Here is a 916-nt window from a genome sequence, read left to right as displayed (position 1 = left end):
TTAGACGAAGCGACTTGGAAAGGTCCGCGAAACAAGGTAAAAGCCCTGTAGTCAAAAGTTCATTCCCTCCAGAGTGTATCCTGAGTACGGCGGAACACGTGAAATTCCGTCGGAATCCGGGAGGACCATCTCCCAAGGCTAAATACTACCTAGTGACCGATAGTGAACCAGTACCGTGAGGGAAAGGTGAAAAGCACCCCGGAAGGGGAGTGAAATAGATCCTGAAACCGTGTGCCTACAAGTAGTTAGAGCCCGTTAATGGGTGATAGCGTGCCTTTTGTAGAATGAACCGGCGAGTTACGATTACGTGCGAGGTTAAGTTGAGAAGACGGAGCCGCAGCGAAAGCGAGTCTGAATAGGGCGAATTAGTACGTGGTCGTAGACCCGAAACCAGGTGATCTACCCATGTCCAGGGTGAAGGTGAGGTAACACTCACTGGAGGCCCGAACCCACGCACGTTGAAAAGTGCGGGGATGAGGTGTGGGTAGCGGAGAAATTCCAATCGAACCTGGAGATAGCTGGTTCTCTCCGAAATAGCTTTAGGGCTAGCCTCGTGATTGAGAATACCGGAGGTAGAGCACTGTTTGGACTAGGGGGGCATCTCGCTTTACCGAATTCAGACAAACTCCGAATGCCGGATATTTATACACGGGAGTCAGACTGCGAGTGATAAGATCCGTAGTCAAGAGGGAAACAGCCCAGACCACCAGCTAAGGTCCCAAAGTAATCGTTAAGTGGAAAAGGATGTGGCGTTGCTTAGACAACCAGGATGTTGGCTTAGAAGCAGCCATCATTTAAAGAGTGCGTAATAGCTCACTGGTCGAGTGACGCTGCGCCGAAAATGTATCGGGGCTAAACGATTCACCGAAGCTGTGGATGCATACTTTGAGTATGCGTGGTAGGAGAGCGTTCTAAT

The 916-nt window shown here is 50.3% G+C and carries 1 rRNA gene; it reads left to right on the top strand.

Going from position 1 to position 916, the window contains the following annotated elements:
* Positions 1-916 (top strand): 23S ribosomal RNA (locus SNE38_RS19105); the annotation flags it as partial.

The sequence above is a fragment of the Solibacillus ferritrahens genome (assembly GCF_037027585.1).
GTDB lineage: Bacteria > Bacillota > Bacilli > Bacillales_A > Planococcaceae > Solibacillus > Solibacillus ferritrahens.
Note: the sequence above shows the minus strand (reverse complement) of the source record. Positions and strands in the feature narration are given on the sequence as shown.